Consider the following 17,965-nt stretch of genomic DNA (forward strand, 5'->3'; position numbering starts at 1 on the left):
GCCACCCGATACGATCGACGAGCCATACACTTCCTGGCCTTCACTCACCTCGCCGCAATCGTCATCTGGCTACGCTGAATGTCGATACGACCTAGTCCGCCATCCGCAGCAGGGCGATGAGGCGCGCCCGGGTCTCGCCGTCGGCCACGCCGTCGAAGCGGTTCTGCACCCAGTGGCGCTGGAAGGCGGTGACGATCTCGCGGGTGGCCTGGTCGAACTGGCCGGATGGGGGGATGTCGAAGCCCAGGCGGGTCAGGCCGGCCTGCAGGGCGAACACCCCTACCCCCGTGGCGCCTTCGCTCAGCGGCTCGCCCGGCGCGGGCGGCGGCTCGGCCCAGAGCCCGTGGCCCGCCTCGGCCAGGCGCTTCCAGGGGAAGAGTTCGCCGGGGTCCTCCTTGCGGGCCGGGGCGACGTCGGCGTGGCCCAGGATGCGGCTGTCGGGGATGCTCCAGCGGCCGCGGATCTCGCCGACCAGCTCGATGACGCTGGCGATCTGGGCGTCCGGGAATGGCCGATAGCCGAATTCGTGGCCCGGATTGACGATCTCGACGCCGATGGAGACGCCATTGACGCCGCTCTCGCCCTTCCAGAACGAGCGGCCGGCGTGCCAGGCGCGGCGCTCCTCGGCCACCAGGCTGAAGACGCGGCCGTCCTCCTCGACCAGATAATGGGCCGAGACCTTGGCTTCCGGCGTGCGCAGCCGGGTCAGGGCCGCCTCGCCGCTCTGCATGCCGGTATAGTGCAGGACCAGCATGTCCGGTGGCGCGGTGCGGGCGTCGAAGTTGGGCGACGGGGCCGGAATGACTTCCAGGCTCATTGGACGCGGTTCCGGATGGCGGTCAGCAGGGGCATGACGTGGTTGGGTCTGAGCGCGATGATCAGCACGCCAAGCAGGGCCAGGGAAGCGCCGATTCCCATGCGCAGGTCGAAGGCGTCATGGGTGATGGTCACCCCCATGGCGATGGTGAACAGCGGGGTCATCAGGGTCAGCGGCGAGATCAGCGTCGCCTCGTAGCGCTGGATCAGGTCGTAATAGAAGGTGTGGCCGATCACCGAGACGATCAGGGCCGAGAACAGGATGGCCCCGACGAAACCCCAGGGGACCGCCATCGCGGCCCCCACCTGCCCCTGCTCGAAAACGGCGCTGGCCAGGGCCAGCGGCCAGAGCGAGGAAAAGCCGACCCAGGCCTGGAAGCGCAGCGGCCGGATGCCCTCCATCTGCTTCATCATCACCGCCCCCAGCGAGCCGCTGAAGGCGGCGGCGGCGACCAGCCAGAGGCCGGCCGAGAGCGCCATGCCGTCGGGATGCCACATCACCACCAGCGCCCCGATCAAGGTCAGGGCCATGCCGATCCCGCGCCGCCAGCGCACCTTCTCGCCCAGCATCAGCATCGACAGCAGCGTCGTCATCGGCATGCCCAGCTGCACCACCACCGAGGCGGCCGAGGGGCTGGCGGTCTTGAAGCCGATGAACAGCAGGGCGAAGTTGCCGCCGCCCATCAGCAGGGCCACGACGATGATCCGCCACAGCGGCCTGGGCGCCGGCAGCAGCCAGGGCAGGGTCGCGAGGCTGACAACGGCGAAGCGCACGGCGGCGTAGAACAGCGGCGGCACATGCCATTCGGCGACGACGATCTTGCTGACGATGTTGTTCGACGCCCAGACGACGCAGATGAACAGCAGGATCAGGAAGTCGCGAAGCTTCACGGCTTGCGTCGGGTGAAGCGCAGGGCGGTGCGGGTTTCGGAGAGGGCGCAGACCTTGTTGTCGACCAGGCCATGGGCCTTGGCGGCGGCCATGACCTCGATGTCCTTGAGCTTGGCGGCCTTTCCCTTCAGCGAGACGATCCACACGGCGCCGCGTTCGGCCAGCTTCGGGATCAGCTCGGGGATGGCGTCCAGTTCGGCCTGGCTGTCGGCGCCGTAGAAGAGGATGTCCAGATCATCGCGGTGCGCCGGGCCGACCGGCGGGGCGCGGCCGCTGAGCTCGGTCTCGAAGTCCGGGTCGCCGAGGTTGAGGATGGCGACCTTCTGGCCGGGCTTGACCCCCAGCTTGTCCAGCCGGCCGGGCGGATTGAGGATGGCCTCGGCCCAGCGCGCCGCCTGCGGCTCGCCGAGCGTGAAGCGCTCGCCGCTCGTCAGCACCAGGTCGCCGCCCTCGGCCTTCAAGCCCTTGAGCGCATCGCCCTGGAACGCCACGCGCGTGGCGCCCCGGAAGATCAGCCTGGGCGACTCCCACTGCAGGCGGCCCTCTTCGGCGCCGCCCTGGAGGCGCGCCTGGACCTGCGCCTCCTTGCCCATCTCAGGCGCCCTTGAAGACGGCGGGGCGCTTTTCGAGGATGGAGTCGACGCCCTCCATATGGTCCTCGGTGAGGTGGGCGATGGCCTGGGCCGCGGCGCTCATCTCCATCAGGGTGTCGTAGGTGGTGGTCTGGCCCTGCTTGAGCAGGGTCTTGGCCAGGCGCAGGGCATGCGGCGGCTGCTGGGCGATACGGTTCGCCAGGGCCAGGGCCTCGTCCATCAGGATCTCATGCGGCACGACCTTGGAGACCAGGCCCCAGTCGGCGGCGGTCGGGGCGTCGATGACATCGCCTGTGAACAGCAGCTCGCAGGCCCGGCTCATGCCGATGGTGCGCGGCAGCAGCCAGGCGCCGCCGTCCCCGGGGATCAGGCCCAGCTTCAGGAAGGTCACCCCGAACCGCGCCTTGTCCGAAGCGATGCGGATGTCGGTCATGCAGGCGACGTCGCAGCCCAGGCCAATGGCCGCCCCGTTGACCGCGGCGATGGAGGGAACCTCCAGGCCATAGATCGAGCGCACCACCCGGTGGATGTTGTTGCGGTAGCCGTCGCGCAGCTCCACCCCGCCACCACCGAAAGCGCCCGACCGCTCCTTCATGGCCTTGACGTCGCCGCCGGCCGAGAAGGCCTTGCCGGCTCCGGTCAGCACCACGCAGCGGATCTCGCGGTCGGCGTTGATCGCCGCGCAGGCCTCCGCCACCTGGTCGCCATCCCCCGGCGCGCCCAGCGGATTCATCGTGTCCGGCCGGTTGAGCGTGAGGATGGCCACGTGGCCGCGCTTTTCAGTGAGGATCAGGCTCATCTTCGTCTCCCGGTGTCGCCACCGGGGTAACGAGGGCGCGGCCCCGCATCAATGCCTAAGGCGGGGAAAACCCTATTTTCGAGAGGGCTTGGGCTTGGGCGCGGGCTTGGGCCGGCGGTCGCCGACCAGCAGGCCGCCCATCAGGGCGAAGGACAGCATGGTGTGCTGCATCGGAGTAACTTTGGTCATGGGCGTCTCCTTTGACCGGTGTGCCGAAAGAGACGCGCTCGGCTTACAGGGGCTTTCACCCTCCTAGTCGTGGTCGCGTCATTGGCAAGCCTGCCGAGATCGCGATTCCGATGCAAGAAAATAATCCGGATACGGACTAATTCTGTGTACGGATTATTGCCCAACCCATTGTTTTAAAACGACATGACAAACAAAGAAAAGCGCCCGTATCGCGAGGATACGGGCGCTTTCCGAGTACGGATTGGCCGCGAACGGCCCAGCGACTAGGCCGCGGCGTCGAAGCTCAGGCCTTCGTAGCGGCGCAGGTGATGGTCGACCGAGCCGAACAGGCCCTCGATCATCGTGGCGCGCTTGAAATAGTGGCCGATGGCCAGTTCGTCGGTCATGCCCATGCCGCCATGGATCTGGATGGCGTTCTGGCCGACGAACTTGCAGGCCTTGCCGATCTGCACCTTGGCGGCCGAAACGGCCTTGGCGCGCTCGGCGTCGCTCTCGTCGACCTTCATGGTGGCCATGTAGGTCATCGAGACCGACTGCTCGACGTTCATGAACATGTCGACCATGCGGTGCTGCAGCACCTGGAAGCTGGCGATCGGCACGCCGAACTGCTTGCGCTGGCGGGCGTAGTCGAGGGTGCCCTCGTGCAGCTTGCGCATGGCGCCCACGGCCTCGGCGCAGACGGCGGCGGTGGCCTCGTCCAGCACCTTGTTGACCAGCGGCAGGCCGGCGTCGGCCGTGCCGATCAGGGCGTCGGCGCCGACCGAGACGTTCTCGAAATAGACTTCCGAGGCGCGCTGGCCGTCGACGGTTGGGTAGTCGCGGGTGGTGACGCCCTTGGCGCCCTTTTCGACGATGAACACCGAGACGCCTGAGGCGTCGCGCTGGCCGCCGGCGGTGCGGGCGGTGACGATCAGGTGGGTGGCCCACGGGGCGCCGACGACGACTGCCTTGTGGCCATTCAGGATCCAGCCTGCGCCGTCCTTCTTGGCCGTGGTCTTCAGATCGGCCCAGTTGTAGCGGCCCTGGGGCTCGGCGTAGGCGAAGGCGATGACGGTCTCGCCGCCGATGACACTGCCGATCAGGTCGGCCGCGCCGGCATAGCCGGAGTGCTTCAGGAAGCCGCCGCCGATGACGACGGTGCTGAGGTAGGGCTCGACCACCAGGGCTTTGCCAAACTCTTCCATGACGATCATGTTCTCGATGGCGCCGCCGCCGAGACCACCGTGATCCTCGCTGAAGGGGGCGCCCAGGATGCCCAGCTCATTGGCGAAGGCCGACCAGACGTCCTTGGACCAGCCCGCGTCGGAGCTGATGATCTTGCGGCGGGAGTCGAAGTCGTAGCGGTCCTGGAGATAGCTGGCGACGGTGTCGCGCAGCATCGACTGCTCTTCGGTGAAGTTGAAATCCATCGGGCGTCCCTGATCCTGAAACTGTTCTTATCCGGTGGGGCCTAGAGGCCCAGCACCATCTTGGCGATGATATTGCGCTGAATTTCGTTCGACCCGCCATAGATCGAGGTCTTGCGGGTGTTGAAATAGTTGGGCGCGGTGCGGTGGGCGTAGTCCGGGCCGATCGGATGGGCGTTGTCGCCGTCGTCCGGGAAGCCGCGGAAATAGGGCGCGCCGTAGTGGCCGGCGGCCTCGAGGGCCAGGTCGGTGATCCGCTGCTGGATTTCGGTGCCCTTGATCTTCAGCAGCGAGGATTCCGGCCCCGGCCCCTTGCCGGCGCTCTCGGAGGCCAGGGTGCGCAGCTCGGTGTATTCCAGCGCCGTCAGGTCGATCTCCAGCTCGGCGACCTTGCGCTTGAAGCTGGCGTCCTTGATCAGGCTTTCGCCGTCATCGCTGAATTCCGTGCCGGCCATCTCGCGGATGCGCTCGATGCCGCGCTTGGAGCGGGCGACGCCGGCGATGCCGGAACGCTCATGGGCCAGCAGGAACTTGGCGCAGGTCCAGCCCTTGTTCTCCTCGAACACACGGTTCTCGACCGGGACCTTGACGTTCTCCAGCCAGACCTCGTTGACCTCGTGGCTGCCGTCCATGGTGATGATCGGGCGCACCGTGATGCCCGGGGTCTTCATGTCGATCAGCAGGAAGGAGATGCCCTCCTGGATCTTGGCCGTCGGATCGGTGCGGACCAGGAAGAAGCCCCAGTCGGCGAATTGCGCCAGGGTGGTCCAGGTCTTCTGGCCGTTGACGATATAGTATTCCTTGCCATCGTCGCCGGTGATGCGTTCGGCCTTGGTCTTCAGGCTGGCCAGGTCCGAGCCGGCGCCCGGCTCGCTGTAGCCCTGGCACCACCAGATCTCGCCATTGTAGGTGGCCGGCAGGAACTTCTCTTTCTGCTCCTTGGTGCCGAAGGTGTAGATCACCGGGCTGACCATGTTGATGCCGAACGGCAGCACCGCGATGGCGTCGGCCCGGGCCAGTTCTTCCGACCAGATATACTTCTGGGTGGGGGTCCAGCTGGTGCCGCCCCACTCCTTCGGCCAGGACGGCGCGACCCAGCCCTTCTTGGCCAGCACCTTGTGCCAGGCCAGGAAGTCGTCCTTGCCCAGGTCGTCGCCCTCGTCCTGCTTGCCGCGCAGCTGCTCGGGGTAGTTCTCGGCAATGAAGGTCCGGACCTCGTCACGGAAGGCGAGGTCTTCGGGCGAGAATTCGAGGTTCATGGCAGGCTCCGGGCGCGGCCCCGCGGGGCCCCATTTAGGAAGGTGGGGGGCGTCGCGGCGATCATAGGCGCCAAACAAGCGTTTGAAAAGATGACGCGCGCGTCAACGTAAACCTGCGCGCAAAGAAAACGCCCCGCCTGGGGAGACGGGGCGTCAAGTTGGCTCTGGGTTGCTCGAAAACTCAGAAGTTTGGAAAAATCAGCTCAGCAGGGCCGCGCAGGCGCCGGAGAGCTCGGCCGACAGGGCCTGTTTTTCGGCGTCGCTGGCGTTGCGGGCCTGATGCTCGGCGTCGGAGCGGGCGGCGTCGGCCCGGTCGCGAGTGTAGGTTTCGCGGCCCTGGCGCTGGGCCTTGAGGACCGCGTCGAAGGCGGCCTTGTCGCCACCCAGGCCGGGCGCGCCAGCCAGACCGCGGCAACGGGCGGCCTTGATGAATTGCGCGTCGTTGAAGCGGGCCGCCTCGGCATAGGCCGCCGTCGCCAGACTCGCGGCGCTGGCCGCAACCAGTAAAGCCGTCGTCAGAATTCGCATGATTTGTCTCCCCTTGGGTCACCCCAGCCGGGACAGAGTGCTTGCGAACACCTCGACTCTCAAATTAATTGCACGAAATGAACTGTATTTAATGATTTCGATATTGTGTCAGCTTTGTGTGTAAGCTTTAGCATTATTACAGGACGTTAATCCAGGCGGGGGCGCCTTGCATCGGCCGGGCGGGATGGCGACATTGCCGGCCATGGACGCCCCGCCCCGCCCGATCGTCACGCCCTGCGTCAAGGTCTGTATCGTCGACGGCGAGAGCGGCCTGTGCCTGGGCTGCCAGCGGACCCTGCCGGAGATCGCCGGCTGGGCGAAGCTGAGCGATGACGAACGCGCCGGCATCATGGAGGGCCTGCCCGCCCGCCGCAGCCTGATCCGGCCGGAGAAGCTGGGCTGGGGCTGACGCCGCCGAATTAGGCATCGCTTCCTCTGGCCGTCGGCAGCGATGGACTTGGCGCGTCAGCCGGTCCCTGATGGCCCGCAGAAGGAGCCGCCCATGATCCGGATGACCCGCACAGCCTGCCTGGCCGCCGCGCTCGCCGCCCTGCCCGTCGCCGCCCTGGCCCATCCCGGCCACGGCCAGGAGAGCGGCTTCGCGGCCGGCCTCGGCCACCCCCTGGGCGGGCTGGACCACGTCGCCGTCATGATCGCGGTCGGCCTGCTGGCGGCGCGGCTGGGCGGGCGGGCGCTGTGGCTGCTGCCGGCCAGCTTCCTGACCCTGATGACCATCGGCGGCGCTCTGGACATGGCCGGCGTCACGGCCCCGATCACCGAGGCGATGATCGGCCTCTCGCTCGTGGTGATGTTGACAGCCCTGATTCTGCGCTGGACCCCGCCGCTCCCGGCGATGGCCTGCATGATTGGAGCCTTCGCGCTCTTGCACGGCCTGGCCCACGGCGCGGAAGCCCCGTCGTCCGCCTCGGGCCTGGCCTTCGCCGGCGGCTTCATCCTGGCCACCGCTCTGCTGCACGGCCTGGGCCTGACCGCCGGGCTGCTGCTCAGTCGTCGTCGCGCCATGCAGCGGAGCCGCTAGCGGATTCATCCGTTGCAAACCCATGGCCGTTATCCTGCCCCTCGAATTGACCGGTGAACCGGTTCCGGCAGCCAAAACGGCGGGGTCTTTTGAGATGATGAAGTTCGCGGCTATCGCGCTGGTGGGAGCGCTCTCGGCGGTCGGCGCCGCGCGCGCTGTCGCCGCGCTCGAGCCCGCCTCGCCGCTGCGCGCCTCCGTGCAGCTGTCGGGCGCCCCCGCGACAGCCTCCGCTCCCGCCTCGATCACCAAGAGCCGCGACGGCCATTTCTGGGCCGAGGCCAATGTGGACGGCAAGGCCGTGCGCTTCCTGGTCGACACCGGCGCCACCATCGTCTCGCTGACCGCCGACGACGCCAAGCGCCTGGGCGTCGATGTCGCCCATCTCGACTACAGCTACGACGTCATCACCGCCGACGGCCGCACCAAGGCCGCCTCGATCAAGCTGGCCAGCGTCTCCATCGCCGGGGCGAAGATCGCCAATGTCGACGCCCTGGTGGTGCAGAAGGGCCTGCAGACCTCGCTGCTGGGCATGTCGTACCTGGGCCGCCTGCAGCGGTTCGAAGCGACCCCGACCTCGCTGATCCTGCATCCCTAGACGCCCCTCATGCCGCGTGCTTGGCTTGCGGCATGACCGATCCCCTTACCCAGCTGGCCGCCCTCGCCGGGCGCGAGCGCTATGACGGCGTGACCATCGCCAGGCAGCCGCCAGCCCTGGCCACCCGCTTCCAGGCCGACGAGGCTGCCGCCGCCGTCATCGCCGCCACCGCGGCCGAGGCGGCGGATCTGTGGAGGATGCGCACCGGCCAGACCCAAACGGTCGAGGTGGCCGCCCGCGAGGCGGCCGCCAGCCTGATCAGCTTCATGTTCCAGCGCTTCGAGGACCCGGCGCGGGCCGCCGTCCGCGACCCGCCGGTCACCGCCGCTGACGGCTTCTTCAGGAGTGGGGACGGCCGCTGGGTCTACCTCCACCCCAGCTTCCCGGAAAGTTCGCGGGCCATGCTGCAGCTGTTGGGTTGCGAGAACAGCCGCGAGGCGGTGACCGCCACTGTCGCCGGCTGGGAGGCCCAGGCCCTCGAGGACGCGATTGCCGAGGCGGGCGTCTGCGGCGCGATGGCCCGCACGCCGCAGGAATGGGACGCCAGCGAGCAGGGCCAGGCCATGGCCCGCCTGCCGCTGGTCGAGGTGGTCCGCATCGGCGACGCCCCGCCAAAACCGCTTCCCGCCAGCGGCGACAGCCCCCTCTCCGGCGTCAAGGTGCTGGACCTGACCCGCGTCCTGGCCGGCCCGGCCTGCGCCCGCGCGCTGGCGCAGCATGGCGCCGAGGTGCTGCACATCACCTCGCCCAATCTGCCCTCAATCCCGCCCTTCGTGTCGGACACCGGCCATGGCAAGCGCTCGGCCTTCCTCGACCTGAAGACCGAGGCCGATCACGGCCGCCTGCTGGCGCTGCTAGATGACGCCGACATCTTCTCGCAGGGCTATCGCCTGGGCGGCCTCGACCGGCTGGGTCTGTCGCCGGAAGCCCTGGCGGCCAGACGGCCCGGTCTGATCCATGTCTCGATCAACTGCTATGGCCACGAAGGCCCATGGGCGGGCCGGCCAGGCTGGGAGCAGCTGGCCCAGACGGTGACCGGCATGGCCCATGTCCATGGCGGCGAGGCGGGACCGACCATCCAGCCGGCGGCGGTCAACGACTACACCACCGGCTATCTCGCGGCCCTGGGCGCCATGATCGCCCTGCGCCGTCGGGCCGTCGAAGGCGGCAGCTGGCGGGTGCGGGTCTCGCTGGTCCAGACCGCCCGCTGGGTGCGCGAACTGGGGATCGCCGGGCCGGAGCGGCTGGCGGCCGTCCAGCCGTTCAGCGCCGAGGAACTAGCGGGCTACAGCCTCCACGAGGACGGCGGGTTCGGGCCGGTCAGCTTCCTGCGCCCGCCGGTCCGGTTGTCGGCGACCCCCGCCCGTTGGACCGAACCCACCCGGCCGCTGGGCAGCGATCCGCCGGCCTGGGTTTGAGTCAGCCCGGCAGACGACCGCCCGACAGATCGAATGTCGCCCGGAGGATCATCAACCCCAGCACCAGCCAGGACAGGGCGTAGAGGTTGGCCCGGATCGTCACCCGGTCGATGGTCGCCTGGACCAGGGAATGGCAGACGCGCAGGCCCAGATAGATCCAGGCCGCGATGGCATAGGCCGGGTCGGCCAGACCCGCGACCACAATGACGATGGCGACCGTATAGAAGACGGTCGGCGCCTCGAACAGGTGGTTGTAGTTGTCCGCCACCCTGCGCACCGGCGAGGGCAGCCTGGGCCGGAAATCCTCGGTATGGGCGGCGTCCTGATAGGTGAGCCCGGCCTTGCGCATTGCCGGCAGCCGCACGGCGGTCATCCAGACCATCATCACCAGCGACAGCACGCCCCCGCCACAGACGGCGCGCAGAATCCAGATGGCCGAAGAATCCAGGTGCATTGAGCCCTCCCCGCTAGGTGGTGTCACGACCGCGCCAATCGCCGGACCGTGAGCGACTCATTACATACATACAGTTTGTATGTTTATCAATTCTGCCTGCCCTTTGACCTAGAGGCCCTAGGCTGTGCGCAGGGAGAGGATCAGCCGGTCCATCACACCGGTGACCTCCTCACGAGCGTGCTCGGTGTCGTCCGCCCCCGCCAGATAGAGCGAGGCCTCCCGCAACGCGCCCAGCAGCACATGGGCCAGGGGGCGGATCGGCTGGCTGGCGATCAGGCCGCTCTCCAGGGCCTGGGTAAGCATCCCCTCGGTCAGACCCAGGCCATAGCGGGTGCTGATCTCCCGCCAGCGCGTGACGCCCAGCACCGCGGGGGCGTCGACCAGGGCGACCTGGCGCACCGCCGGATCGCCGCAGGCTTCCAGCCAGAGACGCGTCCCCAGCCGCATCCGGGCTATGGGATCGGCGTCGGGCGCCGCCGCGATCCCTTCGGCGATGGCCTCGATCACCTCGGTCTCCACGGCCTCGTAGACCGCCTGGAACAGCTCGGTCTTGTCCTTGAAGTGATGATAGAGGGCGCCGCGGGTCACGCCGGCCGCCCGGGCGATCTCGTCGGCCCCGACATGGCCATAGCCGCGGCCGGCGAAGAGTTCGCGGCCCGCGTCGACCAGCGCCAGGCGCGTCGCCTCGGAGCGTTCAGCCTGGGTCCGCCGCGCCGGCTTCATGCCCCCGGACCGCCTCGGTCTAGGACTTTACCTCGGTCGAGGGCCGGTCGCCGCCGTCCGAGACTTCGAAATGCCAGTGGCCCTGGGAATCCTCGTAGGAGATGCCCTCGTCCTCGCCGCCGACCCGCTGCCCGCCGGCCGCCCGCTTGGCCGCCGCCACCGCCGCGTCGCGCGATCGGAAGGTCTCGGAATAGGAGCCGTCGACCCGGTAGGCCCAGCCGCCGTCATGCTCGACGATCTCATAGACCAGATGCGCCATCTCGCTTCTCCTCGTCTCAGGCCGGAACCGGTATTCGCTCCATAGTCACCGCCGCCAGGGCCGCGTCCAGCACTTCCAGTCCCGCACCAGGCTTGCAGCCCTCGACGGTCAGGATGCGCCGCCACGCCCGCGCCCCGGGCCGGCCGTGGAACAGGCCCAGCATGTGGCGGCTCATGGCCGGCAGGTGGACGCCGCGCGCCAGCTGCTGGGACATATAGGGCCGGTAGCGGGCCACCGCCTCGAACGGGTCGATATCTGCCTGAGTTCCGCCGAACACCAGGCGGTCGACCCGGCCCAGCTGCGCCGGCTCGTGATACGCCGCCCGGCCCAGCATCACCCCGTCGAACGCATCCAGATAGCCGACGGCGGCCTCCAGATCCGGCACCCCGCCGTTCAGCACGATGGTCAGATGCGGCTTCTCACGCTTCAGCCGCGCCACCAGGTCGTAATCGAGCGGCGGCACATCGCGGTTCTCTTTCGGCGAAAGGCCCTTGAGCCAGGCCTTGCGGGCATGGACGATGAAGGTCGTCACTCCAGCCTTCTCGCAAAGCTCGACCAGCCGCCAGAGGCTCTCCTGCGGGTCCTGGTCATCGACGCCGATCCGGCACTTCACCGTCACATCGACCTTCACCTCGCCCCGGATGGCCGCCATGCAGTCGGCGACCAGTTCCGGCTCGCGCATCAGGCAGGCCCCGAACCGCCCCGACTGCACCCGGTCCGAGGGGCAGCCGACATTGAGGTTGATCTCGTCATAGCCCAGGTCCTCGCCGATCCGGGCCGACGCGGCCAGCTCGCGGGGATCGGACCCGCCCAGTTGCAGCGCCACCGGATGCTCGACCGGATCGAACCCCAGTAGCCGCTCGCGGTCGCCATGCAGCACCGCCCCGGTGGTCACCATCTCGGTATAGAGCAGCGCGCGCGCCGACAGCGACCGGTGCAGGACCCGGCAATGCCGGTCCGTCCAGTCCATCATCGGGGCCACGGAGAGGCGATGGGGGCGCATGGCGGCTAGATAGGGGCAAACCGCCGGCTGGGCCAGCCAGGGACGCCCCTACATCTCCAGCGGATAGCCCGCCTCGCGCCACGACTGCATGCCGCCGTCCAGGGCCACGGCGCGGCGGAAGCCCAGTTCGCGCAGGGTCGCCGCCGCCAGGGTCGAGATCTTGCCCAGTTCGCAGCAGGTGACGATCCGCACCGTGGGGTCGGGGAATTCGGTATTGACCCGCAGTTCCAGCTGGCCCCGGGGCAGGTGCCGGGCGCCGGCGATATGCCCGGCCTCGAACGCCTCCCGCTCGCGGATATCCAGGATCACCATGTCGCGGCTGTTGCCGCCGATCCGCTCATTGAGCTCGGCCAGGGACATGAAGGGGGTCTTGGCGGCCGCCTCGGCCAGCAGCTGGGCCACGGACTTGCCGCCGGTCATGTTGGTGCGCAGCGCCTCGGTGAGATGGGTGGGCGCGGCCAGATTGAGCTGCTGCATCATCTCGACGAAGGCGGCGCGGTCGGTCTTCTGCAGGCGCGGATTGTCGGCCATCTCGGCGCCGATGGTGGAGTGGGACCGGCCTTTGTACTCGTGGGCCGGATAGACCAGGGTCTGGGGCGGCAGCTTCAGAACCTTGTCGAACAGGCTCTCATACAGCGCGTGGGGATCGCCGGTCGGCAGGTCGGTCCGCCCGGTGCCGCCGATCAGCAGGGTGTCGCCGGTGAACACCCGGTCCTCCATGACCAGGCACATGGAGTCCTGGGTGTGCCCCGGCGTGTGCAGGGCCTTGAGCCGCAGCTGCCCCACGATCAGCATGTCGCCGTCGTCCAGCCGCATGTCGGCGTGGGGCGCGGGGCTGGACCGGTGCATGACCAGCGGCGCCGACAGCGCCTTGCCCAGTTCGCGGCCGGCCGAGAAGTGGTCGGCATGGGTGTGGGTGTCGATGACATAGCGGATCTGCACCCCCTGCTGGGCCGCCAGGCCCAGGTAGCGGTCGATCGCGCTGAGCTCCGGATCGATGAGCACCGCCGCCCGGCTGGTTTCGCAGCCCACCAGATAGGACTGGCAACCGCCTGTCGCGAACTGTTCGAAGACCATCGCCCCACTCCCCTGCCCTACCCCGGACTCTGTCAGGCCTGCGGCTGGGCCACCACCCGCAGATAGGGCTTCACGGTCTTCCATCCGGCCGGGAACTTCTCGCGGGCCTGTTCGTCGGAAACCGAGGGCGGGATGATGACGTCCTGGCCAGGGCGCCAGTTCACCGGCGTCGCCACCGTGTGCTTGGCCGTCAGCTGGCAGGAGTCGAGCAGGCGCTGGACCTCGTCGAAGTTGCGGCCGGTGCTCATCGGGTAGGTCAGCATCGCCTTGATCTTCTTGTCCGGCCCGATGACGAAGACCGAACGGACCGTGGCGTTGTCGGCGGCGGTGCGGCCGTCACAGCTGTCGCCGGCGCCCTCGGGCAGCATGTCGTAGGCCATCGCCACTTTGAGCTCGGTGTCGCCGATCATCGGGTAGTTGACCGCGTGGCCCTGGGTTTCCTCGATGTCCTGGACCCATTTGGCGTGATTGATCACCGGGTCGACGCTGAGGCCGATGATCTTGGTGTTGCGCCGGTCGAACTCGGGCTTCAGCCGGGCCATGTAGCCCAGCTCCGTGGTGCAGACCGGGGTGAAGTCCTTGGGGTGCGAGAACAGGATGGCCCAGCTGTCCCCCATCCAGGCGTGAAAATCGATTTCGCCCTGGGTGGTGTTGGCGACGAAGTTGGGGGCCTCGGAATTGATCCGCAAAGACATGGCGTTTCTCCTGTTGAGTTGCCCCCTGATGCGCCCCTGCCGATCCGGTGTCCTGAAAGGAACCGGAAAAAGTTCCGAAAACTGCGGGAAGTGGCTACAGCTGCGGTCATGCCCGATCAGGCGCTGGGATCCTTTCATCTGGACGAGCAGGGGGACCTGTTGTTCCGCGGCGACGAGCCCGTAGCGCTCGGCCGGCGGGCGGTGGCCCTGTTGCGGGCGCTGGTCGAACGCCCCGGCGCCCCGGTCTCCAAGGACGCGCTGATCGAGGCGGCCTGGCCGGGCCAGACCGTCGAGGACAGCAATCTCACGGTCCAGATCGCCGCCCTGCGCAAGGCGCTCGGCGAGGTTCCCGGCGGCGAGCGGTGGATCGAGACCATGCCCCGCCGCGGCTATCGCTATGTCGGGCCTGTCGCCGCCACGCCCCCGGAAACCCCCGTCGACGCGCCACCGCCCATGGCCGAACGGCGCCAGATCACCGCGATGTCGTGCGAACTTGTCGGCCGGCCGGAAGCGGTCGACGACCTCGAAGACCTGCGCGAGGCCCACGCCGCGTTTCAACGCTGTGTGACGCAGATGGCCGATCGCTACGGCGGCCATGTCCTCGGCCAGCTCGGCGCCACCGCGCTGGTCCTGTTCGGCTATCCGGCCGCCGGCGAACACGACGCCGAACAGGCGGTCCGGGCAGGGATCGGCCTTCGGGCCGCGGTCGGCGCCCTCAAGCCTGACGCGCCGATGCGCTGCCGGGCCGGTATCGCCACCGGCGTGGCCATCATCGGCGACCGCGAGATCGTCGGCGATGCGCCAGACCTGGCCGTCCAGTTGCGGCTGTCGGCCCAGCCGGGCAACGTCGCCATCGAGCCGGCCACGCGCGGCCTGATCGGCGACCTGTTCGACTGCCGCGATTTCGGCTCCATCGCCTCGGCGGGCCGCGCCGGGCCGCTGCGCGTCTGGCAGGTGCTGGGCGAGGGACGGGTCGCCAGCCGGTTCGAGGCCCTGCGGGGCGCGGTGGCGAGCCGGCTGGTCGGCCGCGATGAGGAGATCGACCTGCTGCTGCGCCGCTGGGCGCGCGCCGCCGCCGGCGAGGGCCAGGTCGTGCTGATGTCCGGTGAACCGGGCCTGGGCAAGTCCCGCCTCGCCGCGGAGATGGCGGACCGCCTGCAGGGCCAACCCCACCGGCGGCTCGGCTATTTCTGCTCGCCCCACCACCAGGACAGCGCGCTGTTTCCCTTCGTTGACCAGCTGGAGCGGGCCTGCGGGTTCACGCCCGACGACCTGGCGCCGGCCCGGCGGGAGAGGCTGGCGGCGCTGCTGGCCGAGGCCGCCCTGCCCGACGAGGATGTGGCGCTCCTCAGCGATCTGCTGGCCCTGCCGGCGCCGGACCCCCCGCCCCTGGCGAACCAGAACGCCCGCCGGACGATGGAGCGGACGCTGGAGGCTCTGCTCCGGCAGATCGAAGGCCTGGCGCGCCGCCAGCCGGTGGTGATGATCTTCGAAGACGCCCATTGGATCGATGCGACCTCGCGAGACCTGCTCGATCTGGCCGTCGAGCGCGTGCGCGGCCTGCCGGTGCTGCTGATCGTCACCTTTCGTCCCGAGTTCAAACCGCCCTGGACCGGCCAGCCGCACGTCACGGCGCTGGCCCTGAGCCGCCTGGATCGCCGCGAGCGGATCTCGCTGGTGGCCCAGGTCGCCGGCAAGGCGCTGCCGGCCGCCGTGCTGGACCAGATCGCCGACCGCACCGACGGCGTGCCGCTGTTCGTCGAGGAACTGACCAAGAGCGTGCTGGAGAGCGGCCTGCTACGGGCCGAGACGGACCGCTTCGTCCTCGATGGGACAGCGCCGGCGTTCGCCATCCCGACCAGCCTCTACGCCCTGCTCCTGGCCCGGCTCGACCGTCCGGCCTCGATGCGGCGGGTGGCGCAGGCGGGGGCGGCGATCGGACGCGAGTTTTCCTACGGCCTGCTGCGCGCGGTCTGCCGACTTCCCGAGGACCAGCTGCAGAGCGCCCTGGCCCAGCTGGTCGCCTCGGAGCTGGCCTTCCAGCGCGGCATGCCGCCGGAGTCGGTCTACAGCTTCAAGCACGCCCTGGTGCAGGACGTGGCCTATGGCAGCCTGGTGCGGGCCGACCGCCAGCAGCTGCACGCGGCGATCGTCCAGGCGCTCGAGACGCGGTCCCCGGAGTTGATCGAGACCCAGCCCGAGCTGCTGGCTCATCACTGCGCCGAGGCAGGGCTGGCGCAAAAATCCGCCGAGGCCTGGGGCCGGGCCGGCTGGCGGTCCGCCGCGCGATCGGCGCTGGCCGAGGCGGCGGCCCAGTTCCAAAAAGCGCTGGACCAGCTGGCGCTGACGCCGGAAAGCCTCGAGCGCGCCCGACAGGAGCTGGAGTTCCGCAGCGCCCTGGCCGCGCTGCTGCGGTTCATCCAGGGCCAGGCGGCGCCGGAAACCGGCCGGGCCTATGCCCGCACGCAGGAACTGTGGGAACAGCTGGGGTCCCCGCCGGAGTTCCGTCACGTGCCCTATGGGCAGTCGATGTACCACGTCTATCGCGGCGAACTCGACCTGGCGCGGCGGGTCGGCGAGGACCTGCTGAGGCTGAGCGGCGAACGCGGCGATTCAGCCGGGCTGGTGATGGGTCACAGCGTCGCCGGGCAGAGCCTGTTGCTGGCGGGGAACTTCGCCGGGTCGCGGATGCATCTGGAAGCGCTGCAGGCGCTGTATGACCCCCTTGCCCACGCCACCCTGGTCCAGCAGGCGGGCTCCCACCCCTTGATGACCCAGGCCTTCCTGGGGCTGGGGCTGTTCTGCCTGGGCTTTCCGGACCAGGCGAACGCGCGGAGCCTCGCGGCCATCGCCGAGGCCCGGCGGCTGGCCCATCCGACCTCCCTGGCCGTCGGTCTGGCGATCGGCGCGCTGCAGGCCTCGCTCGCCGAGGACGGCGAAGCCCTGGACCTGCGCGCGAGCGAGCTGGCGGTCGTGGCGAGCGAGCAGGGCCTGCCCTTCTACCAGGCCTGGGCCGCCATCTATCAGGGTCGCGCCAAGGTGCAGGCGGGCGATGTGGCCGGCGGGATCGCGTTGCTGCAGGGCGGGCTGGCCGCCTACCGGGCCACCGGGGCGGTGATGTGGCTGCCGCATTTCATCGCCCTGCTGGCTGCGGGACATGAGGCGGCCGGCGAGGTCGAGGACGCCGCCGTCTTGCTGGACGAGGCCATGCAGATCGTCGCCCGGACCGGGGAGCGCTGGTTCGCGGCCGAGCTGTATCGGCGGAAGGGACAGCTTCTTTTGCGGCTGGGGCAGGCCGAGGCTGCGGCCGAGCAATACCGCCAGGCCATCGACCTGGCCGGCAGCCAAGGGGCCAGGCTCTGGGAACTGCGCGCCGCCGTGAGCCTGGCGCGGCTTTATTGCGACCGGGGCGACCACGCCGAAGCCGGCGAACTGTTAGGGCCGGTCTATGGCGGGCTCACCGAGGGCTTTGGCGCGCCCGACCTGGCGCAGGCCAGGGCGCTGCTGGATGGCATTGGCGCCACCGCCCGGCCGACCGCCTAGCGCCCCACCCGCCAGGCAAGGCTAGCCTCCGGCCAGCCCCTCGTGCTCCAGGGCCAGCCGCACGGCCGGACGCTGCTTCATGCGCTCGGCGAAGGCCGCCAGGGGGCCGGGAACGCCGACGCCGGTCCTGCCCGCCCACATCAGCATGACGAAGAGATAGGCGTCGGCGACGCTGACCTTGTCGCCGAACAGGTAGTCGCCCGTCAGGCCGTCGGCGAGGAAGCCCAGCCGTTTCTCGATCGTCTGCCTAGCGCCGGCCTTGGCCTCGTCCGAGCCGCCCGAGAAGAAGGGTTTGAACTGTTTGTGGATTTCGGTCGAGATGAAGGCCAGGGCCTCCAGCAGCCTGGCCCGCGAGAGGTCGCCGCCGGGGCCGCCCAGGTCCGAGCGGTCGGCGATCCAGCTGAGGATGGCGATGTTCTCGGTCAGCACCTCGCCGTCGTCGAACTGCAGGGCCGGCACATAGCCCTTGGGGTTGATCCGGGTGAAGTCCTGCCCGTCCCCCGTCGTCTTGGTCTTGAGGTCGACGGTGACCCGTTCGAAATCCAGGCCGGCTTCGTGCAGGGCGATATGGTCAGCCAGGCTGCAGGCGCCTGGAGAGAGGTAAAGTTTCATGCCGTCAGAACCATCCGCCCGCCAGGTCGGTTCCGTCAGGCGGGAACCCCGCCCCGCCTGACGCTT

General features: G+C 69.1%; 20 protein-coding genes. 5 read left to right on the forward strand and 15 right to left on the reverse strand.

Features of this window, described 5'->3' with window-relative positions:
- Positions 1-91: 91 nt before the first annotated feature.
- The 8 genes from QO010_RS22465 to QO010_RS22495 form a co-directional block, all read right to left on the reverse strand.
- The gene (locus QO010_RS22465) at positions 92-817 is read right to left on the reverse strand and encodes an N-acetylmuramoyl-L-alanine amidase (protein WP_307352849.1); all 726 of its coding nucleotides are present in this window, start codon (positions 815-817) and stop codon (positions 92-94) included.
- A complete protein-coding gene (locus tag QO010_RS22470) occupies positions 814-1,707 on the reverse strand; it encodes a DMT family transporter (protein WP_307352850.1) in 894 nt (297 codons plus the stop codon). Before QO010_RS22470 ends, QO010_RS22465 begins: the two co-directional genes overlap by 4 nt.
- Positions 1,704-2,300, reverse strand: coding sequence for a DUF3052 domain-containing protein (locus QO010_RS22475; RefSeq protein WP_307352851.1), 597 nt, complete (start codon positions 2,298-2,300; stop codon positions 1,704-1,706). Before QO010_RS22475 ends, QO010_RS22470 begins: the two co-directional genes overlap by 4 nt.
- Position 2,301: 1 nt before the next feature.
- Positions 2,302-3,099, reverse strand: a complete 798-nt coding sequence (locus QO010_RS22480; RefSeq protein WP_307352852.1) for a crotonase/enoyl-CoA hydratase family protein — start codon at positions 3,097-3,099, stop codon at positions 2,302-2,304.
- Between the two features lie 72 nt (positions 3,100-3,171).
- Complete coding sequence (locus QO010_RS24040; RefSeq protein ID WP_370873846.1) at positions 3,172-3,288, reverse strand: hypothetical protein; 117 nt, start codon at positions 3,286-3,288, stop codon at positions 3,172-3,174.
- A 263-nt stretch (positions 3,289-3,551) separates the two neighbouring features.
- Positions 3,552-4,697 carry an acyl-CoA dehydrogenase family protein gene (locus tag QO010_RS22485; protein ID WP_307352853.1) on the reverse strand — a complete coding sequence of 382 codons (1,146 nt, stop codon included), beginning with the start codon at positions 4,695-4,697 and terminating at the stop codon, positions 3,552-3,554.
- Positions 4,698-4,738: 41 nt separating this feature from the next.
- Positions 4,739-5,953 carry an acyl-CoA dehydrogenase family protein gene (locus QO010_RS22490; RefSeq protein ID WP_307352854.1) on the reverse strand — a complete coding sequence of 405 codons (1,215 nt, stop codon included), beginning with the start codon at positions 5,951-5,953 and terminating at the stop codon, positions 4,739-4,741.
- 198 nt (positions 5,954-6,151) lie between these two features.
- Entirely contained in the window at positions 6,152-6,481 is a 330-nt protein-coding gene (locus QO010_RS22495) for a hypothetical protein (protein ID WP_307352855.1), read from the reverse strand.
- 202 nt (positions 6,482-6,683) lie between these two features.
- Here QO010_RS22495 and QO010_RS22500 point away from each other — a divergent pair, with 202 nt between their 5' ends.
- From QO010_RS22500 to QO010_RS22515, 4 genes are all read left to right on the forward strand, one after another.
- Positions 6,684-6,890, forward strand: coding sequence for a DUF1289 domain-containing protein (locus QO010_RS22500; RefSeq protein WP_307352856.1), 207 nt, complete (start codon positions 6,684-6,686; stop codon positions 6,888-6,890).
- 93 nt (positions 6,891-6,983) lie between these two features.
- On the forward strand, positions 6,984-7,520 hold the full coding sequence (locus tag QO010_RS22505; protein ID WP_307352858.1) for a HupE/UreJ family protein: 537 nt from the start codon (positions 6,984-6,986) through the stop codon (positions 7,518-7,520).
- 94 nt (positions 7,521-7,614) lie between these two features.
- Positions 7,615-8,115 (forward strand): TIGR02281 family clan AA aspartic protease, encoded by a 501-nt coding sequence (locus tag QO010_RS22510; protein WP_307352859.1) that lies wholly within the window; start codon positions 7,615-7,617, stop codon positions 8,113-8,115.
- Positions 8,116-8,147: 32 nt separating this feature from the next.
- Entirely contained in the window at positions 8,148-9,533 is a 1,386-nt protein-coding gene (locus tag QO010_RS22515; protein WP_307352860.1) for a CoA transferase, read from the forward strand.
- A gap of 1 nt (position 9,534) precedes the next feature.
- Here QO010_RS22515 and QO010_RS22520 read toward each other — a convergent pair whose 3' ends face one another.
- The 6 genes from QO010_RS22520 to QO010_RS22545 all read right to left on the reverse strand — a co-directional run bounded on the left by QO010_RS22520 (position 9,535) and on the right by QO010_RS22545 (position 13,744).
- Positions 9,535-9,987, reverse strand: a complete 453-nt coding sequence (locus QO010_RS22520) for an MAPEG family protein (RefSeq protein WP_307352861.1) — start codon at positions 9,985-9,987, stop codon at positions 9,535-9,537.
- Positions 9,988-10,104: 117 nt separating this feature from the next.
- A complete protein-coding gene (locus QO010_RS22525) occupies positions 10,105-10,710 on the reverse strand; it encodes a TetR/AcrR family transcriptional regulator (RefSeq protein ID WP_307352863.1) in 606 nt (201 codons plus the stop codon).
- 19 nt (positions 10,711-10,729) lie between these two features.
- On the reverse strand, positions 10,730-10,969 hold the full coding sequence (locus tag QO010_RS22530; protein ID WP_307352864.1) for a DUF2188 domain-containing protein: 240 nt from the start codon (positions 10,967-10,969) through the stop codon (positions 10,730-10,732).
- Between the two features lie 16 nt (positions 10,970-10,985).
- Positions 10,986-11,972: a tRNA dihydrouridine(20/20a) synthase DusA gene (gene dusA / locus QO010_RS22535; RefSeq protein ID WP_307352865.1), complete on the reverse strand. Its 987-nt coding sequence runs from the start codon at positions 11,970-11,972 to the stop codon at positions 10,986-10,988.
- Between the two features lie 48 nt (positions 11,973-12,020).
- Entirely contained in the window at positions 12,021-13,049 is a 1,029-nt protein-coding gene (locus tag QO010_RS22540) for an MBL fold metallo-hydrolase (RefSeq protein WP_307352866.1), read from the reverse strand.
- A gap of 32 nt (positions 13,050-13,081) precedes the next feature.
- Positions 13,082-13,744, reverse strand: coding sequence for a peroxiredoxin (locus QO010_RS22545; protein ID WP_307352867.1), 663 nt, complete (start codon positions 13,742-13,744; stop codon positions 13,082-13,084).
- Positions 13,745-13,852: 108 nt separating this feature from the next.
- On the opposite strand from QO010_RS22545, the gene QO010_RS22550 reads away from it, so the two are divergent.
- Complete coding sequence (locus QO010_RS22550; RefSeq protein WP_307352868.1) at positions 13,853-17,287, forward strand: AAA family ATPase; 3,435 nt, start codon at positions 13,853-13,855, stop codon at positions 17,285-17,287.
- 21 nt (positions 17,288-17,308) lie between these two features.
- Here the strand turns inward: QO010_RS22550 and QO010_RS22555 are convergent, their stop codons facing one another.
- Complete coding sequence (locus tag QO010_RS22555) at positions 17,309-17,899, reverse strand: glutathione S-transferase C-terminal domain-containing protein (protein WP_307352869.1); 591 nt, start codon at positions 17,897-17,899, stop codon at positions 17,309-17,311.
- Positions 17,900-17,965 lie beyond the last annotated feature (66 nt).

This window comes from Caulobacter ginsengisoli (assembly GCF_030814835.1).
GTDB classification, from domain to species: Bacteria; Pseudomonadota; Alphaproteobacteria; order Caulobacterales; family Caulobacteraceae; genus Caulobacter; species Caulobacter ginsengisoli.